Below are 5,117 nucleotides of genomic sequence, written 5' to 3'. Positions count from 1 at the left end.
GAAGGAAGCGTCCGTTCCTTGAGAACTCAACAGCGTGCCAAAAGTCAACGCCAGATATGTTGATACCCCGTCCATCGTTGGACGAGGTTCCTTTGAAGAAAAAACACAGCGAGGACGCTGTGGACGGGCCGGGTTATTCCTCCGGTTCCGTTCCGCTCTCGTGCAGTGTTGACCGGGATAGCCCGGAAGCATTCACGGAGAGTTTGATCCTGGCTCAGGACGAACGCTGGCGGCGTGCTTAACACATGCAAGTCGAACGATGAACCGGTTTCGGCCGGGGATTAGTGGCGAACGGGTGAGTAACACGTGGGCAATCTGCCCTGCACTCTGGGACAAGCCCTGGAAACGGGGTCTAATACCGGATATGACTGCCGACCGCATGGTCTGGTGGTGGAAAGCTCCGGCGGTGCAGGATGAGCCCGCGGCCTATCAGCTTGTTGGTGGGGTGATGGCCTACCAAGGCGACGACGGGTAGCCGGCCTGAGAGGGCGACCGGCCACACTGGGACTGAGACACGGCCCAGACTCCTACGGGAGGCAGCAGTGGGGAATATTGCACAATGGGCGCAAGCCTGATGCAGCGACGCCGCGTGAGGGATGACGGCCTTCGGGTTGTAAACCTCTTTCAGCAGGGAAGAAGCGCAAGTGACGGTACCTGCAGAAGAAGCGCCGGCTAACTACGTGCCAGCAGCCGCGGTAATACGTAGGGCGCAAGCGTTGTCCGGAATTATTGGGCGTAAAGAGCTCGTAGGCGGCTTGTCGCGTCGGATGTGAAAGCCCGGGGCTTAACTCCGGGTCTGCATTCGATACGGGCAGGCTAGAGTTCGGTAGGGGAGATCGGAATTCCTGGTGTAGCGGTGAAATGCGCAGATATCAGGAGGAACACCGGTGGCGAAGGCGGATCTCTGGGCCGATACTGACGCTGAGGAGCGAAAGCGTGGGGAGCGAACAGGATTAGATACCCTGGTAGTCCACGCCGTAAACGTTGGGAACTAGGTGTGGGCGACATTCCACGTTGTCCGTGCCGCAGCTAACGCATTAAGTTCCCCGCCTGGGGAGTACGGCCGCAAGGCTAAAACTCAAAGGAATTGACGGGGGCCCGCACAAGCGGCGGAGCATGTGGCTTAATTCGACGCAACGCGAAGAACCTTACCAAGGCTTGACATACGCCGGAAAACCCTGGAGACAGGGTCCCCCTTGTGGTCGGTGTACAGGTGGTGCATGGCTGTCGTCAGCTCGTGTCGTGAGATGTTGGGTTAAGTCCCGCAACGAGCGCAACCCTTGTCCTGTGTTGCCAGCGGGTTATGCCGGGGACTCACAGGAGACTGCCGGGGTCAACTCGGAGGAAGGTGGGGACGACGTCAAGTCATCATGCCCCTTATGTCTTGGGCTGCACACGTGCTACAATGGCCGGTACAATGAGCTGCGAAGCCGTGAGGTGGAGCGAATCTCAAAAAGCCGGTCTCAGTTCGGATTGGGGTCTGCAACTCGACCCCATGAAGTCGGAGTCGCTAGTAATCGCAGATCAGCATTGCTGCGGTGAATACGTTCCCGGGCCTTGTACACACCGCCCGTCACGTCACGAAAGTCGGTAACACCCGAAGCCGGTGGCCCAACCCTTGTGGAGGGAGCCGTCGAAGGTGGGACTGGCGATTGGGACGAAGTCGTAACAAGGTAGCCGTACCGGAAGGTGCGGCTGGATCACCTCCTTTCTAAGGAGCACATAGCCGACTGCAGGCAAGTGTCTTGCACGGTTGCTCATGGGTGGAACGTTGACTACTCGACACGGCCGTCTGGTCTGCTGTCTCTAGTACTGCCTCTTGGGGCGTGGAACGAGACCGCGATACGGGGTCGTGTCGGGCACGCTGTTGGGTGTCTGAAGGTACGGGCAGGAATGCTTGTGTCTTCGGCCGGTCCCGGTGTACTGCACGGTGAGTGTGGGTGACGGGGTACGGGTCGTTGTTTGAGAACTGCACAGTGGACGCGAGCATCTGTGGCCAAGTTTTTAAGGGCGCACGGTGGATGCCTTGGCACCAGGAACCGATGAAGGACGTGGGAGGCCGCGATAGGCCCCGGGGAGCTGTCAACCGAGCTGTGATCCGGGGGTGTCCGAATGGGGAAACCCGGCAGTCGTCATGGGCTGTCACCCGCTGCTGAACACATAGGCAGTGTGGAGGGAACGCGGGGAAGTGAAACATCTCAGTACCCGCAGGAAGAGAAAACAACCGTGATTCCGGGAGTAGTGGCGAGCGAAACTGGATGAGGCTAAACCGTATGTGTGTGATACCCGGCAGGGGTTGCGCATACGGGGTTGTGGGAGTGCTCTTGATCGGTCTGCCGGCCGGTCGGTGAGTCAGAAATTGTTGATGTAGGCGAAGGGCATGCGAAAGGCCCGGCGTAGAGGGTAAGACCCCCGTAGCTGAAATGTCAGCAACTTGCTTGAGTATTTCCCAAGTAGCACGGGGCCCGAGAAATCCCGTGTGAATCTGGCGGGACCACCCGCTAAGCCTAAATATTCCCTGGTGACCGATAGCGGATAGTACCGTGAGGGAATGGTGAAAAGTACCGCGGGAGCGGAGTGAAATAGTACCTGAAACCGTGTGCCTACAAGCCGTGGGAGCGTCGCCGTGTTCTTCGGAGCACGGTCGTGACTGCGTGCCTTTTGAAGAATGAGCCTGCGAGTTTGCGGTGTGTTGCGAGGTTAACCCGTGTGGGGAAGCCGTAGCGAAAGCGAGTCCGAATAGGGCGGTTTAGTAGCGCGCTCAAGACCCGAAGCGGAGTGATCTAGCCATGGGCAGGTTGAAGCGGAGGTAAGACTTCGTGGAGGACCGAACCCACCAGGGTTGAAAACCTGGGGGATGACCTGTGGTTAGGGGTGAAAGGCCAATCAAACTCCGTGATAGCTGGTTCTCCCCGAAATGCATTTAGGTGCAGCGTCGTGTGTTTCTTGCCGGAGGTAGAGCACTGGATAGGCGATGGGCCCTACCGGGTTACTGACCTTAGCCAAACTCCGAATGCCGGTAAGTGAGAGCGCGGCAGTGAGACTGTGGGGGATAAGCTCCATGGTCGAGAGGGAAACAGCCCAGAGCATCGACTAAGGCCCCTAAGCGTACGCTAAGTGGGAAAGGATGTGGAGTCGCAGAGACAACCAGGAGGTTGGCTTAGAAGCAGCCATCCTTGAAAGAGTGCGTAATAGCTCACTGGTCAAGTGATTCCGCGCCGACAATGTAGCGGGGCTCAAGCGTACCGCCGAAGTCGTGTCATTGCAGCATGTGGTCTAACGGCCGTTGTGATGGGTAGGGGAGCGTCGTGTGCCGGGTGAAGCAGCCGTGTAAGCGAGTTGTGGATGGTTCACGAGTGAGAATGCAGGCATGAGTAGCGATACACACGTGGGAAACGTGTGCGCCGATTGACTAAGGGTTCCTGGGTCAAGCTGATCTGCCCAGGGTAAGTCGGGACCTAAGGCGAGGCCGACAGGCGTAGTCGATGGACAACCGGTTGATATTCCGGTACCCGCTTTGAAACGCCCAGTATCGAATCCTCTGATGCTAAGGCCGTGAAGCCGTCCTGGATCCTTCGGGTGAAGGGGAGTGGTGGAGCCGCCGGTCCAAGGTGGTAGTAGGTAAGTGATGGGGTGACGCAGGAAGGTAGTCCAGCCCGGGCGGTGGTTGTCCCGGGGTAAGGGTGTAGGACGTGAGGTAGGCAAATCCGCCTTGCATGTGTCTGAGACCTGATGCCGAGCCGATTGTGGTGAAGTGGATGATCCTATGCTGTCGAGAAAAGCCTCTAGCGAGTTTCATGGCGGCCCGTACCCTAAACCGACTCAGGTGGTCAGGTAGAGAATACCGAGGCGTTCGGGTGAACTATGGTTAAGGAACTCGGCAAAATGCCCCCGTAACTTCGGGAGAAGGGGGGCCATTGCTGGTGATGGGACTTTGCTCCTTGAGCTGGTGGTGGCCGCAGAGACCAGCGAGAAGCGACTGTTTACTAAAAACACAGGTCCGTGCGAAGCCGTAAGGCGATGTATACGGACTGACGCCTGCCCGGTGCTGGAACGTTAAGGGGACCGGTTAGTGGGGTTTCGATTCCGCGAAGCTGAGAACTTAAGCGCCAGTAAACGGCGGTGGTAACTATAACCATCCTAAGGTAGCGAAATTCCTTGTCGGGTAAGTTCCGACCTGCACGAATGGCGTAACGACTTCTCGACTGTCTCAACCATAGGCCCGGTGAAATTGCATTACGAGTAAAGATGCTCGTTTCGCGCAGCAGGACGGAAAGACCCCGGGACCTTTACTACAGCTTGATATTGGTGTTCGGTTCGGCTTGTGTAGGATAGGTGGGAGACTGTGAAGCATTGACGCCAGTTAGTGTGGAGTCGTTGTTGAAATACCACTCTGGTCGTGCTGGATGTCTAACCTGGGTCCGTGATCCGGATCAGGGACAGTGTCTGGTGGGTAGTTTAACTGGGGCGGTTGCCTCCTAAAGGGTAACGGAGGCGCCCAAAGGTTCCCTCAGCCTGGTTGGCAATCAGGTGTTGAGTGTAAGTGCACAAGGGAGCTTGACTGTGAGACCGACGGGTCGAGCAGGGACGAAAGTCGGGACTAGTGATCCGGCGGTGGCTTGTGGAAGCGCCGTCGCTCAACGGATAAAAGGTACCCCGGGGATAACAGGCTGATCTTCCCCAAGAGTCCATATCGACGGGATGGTTTGGCACCTCGATGTCGGCTCGTCGCATCCTGGGGCTGGAGTCGGTCCCAAGGGTTGGGCTGTTCGCCCATTAAAGCGGTACGCGAGCTGGGTTTAGAACGTCGTGAGACAGTTCGGTCCCTATCCGCTGTGCGCGTAGGAGTCTTGAGAAGGGCTGTCCCTAGTACGAGAGGACCGGGACGGACGAACCTCTGGTGTGCCAGTTGTTCTGCCAAGGGCATGGCTGGTTGGCTACGTTCGGGAGGGATAACCGCTGAAAGCATCTAAGCGGGAAGCCTGCTTCGAGATGAGGGCTCCCACCCACTTGATGGGTTAAGGCTCCCAGTAGACGACTGGGTTGATAGGCCAGATATGGAAGCCGGGTGACCGGTGGAGTTGACTGGTACTAATAGGCCGAGGGCTTGTCCTCAG

At 57.7% G+C, this 5,117-nt stretch carries 2 rRNA genes; both read left to right on the top strand.

Annotated elements, in window-relative coordinates:
- Positions 1 to 191 precede the first annotated feature (191 nt).
- Positions 192 to 1,711: ribosomal RNA gene (locus GWI24_RS40005) — 16S ribosomal RNA — on the top strand.
- A 283-nt stretch (positions 1,712 to 1,994) separates the two neighbouring features.
- Positions 1,995 to 5,115, top strand: a 23S ribosomal RNA gene (locus GWI24_RS40000).
- The 16S and 23S rRNA genes sit together here, the layout of an rRNA operon.
- The last annotated feature ends 2 nt before the right edge of the window (positions 5,116 to 5,117 follow it).

This window comes from Streptomyces sp. MK37H (assembly GCF_018035285.1).
Classification (GTDB): Bacteria; Actinomycetota; Actinomycetes; order Streptomycetales; family Streptomycetaceae; genus Streptomyces; species Streptomyces endocoffeicus.
Note: the sequence above shows the minus strand (reverse complement) of the source record. Positions and strands in the feature narration are given on the sequence as shown.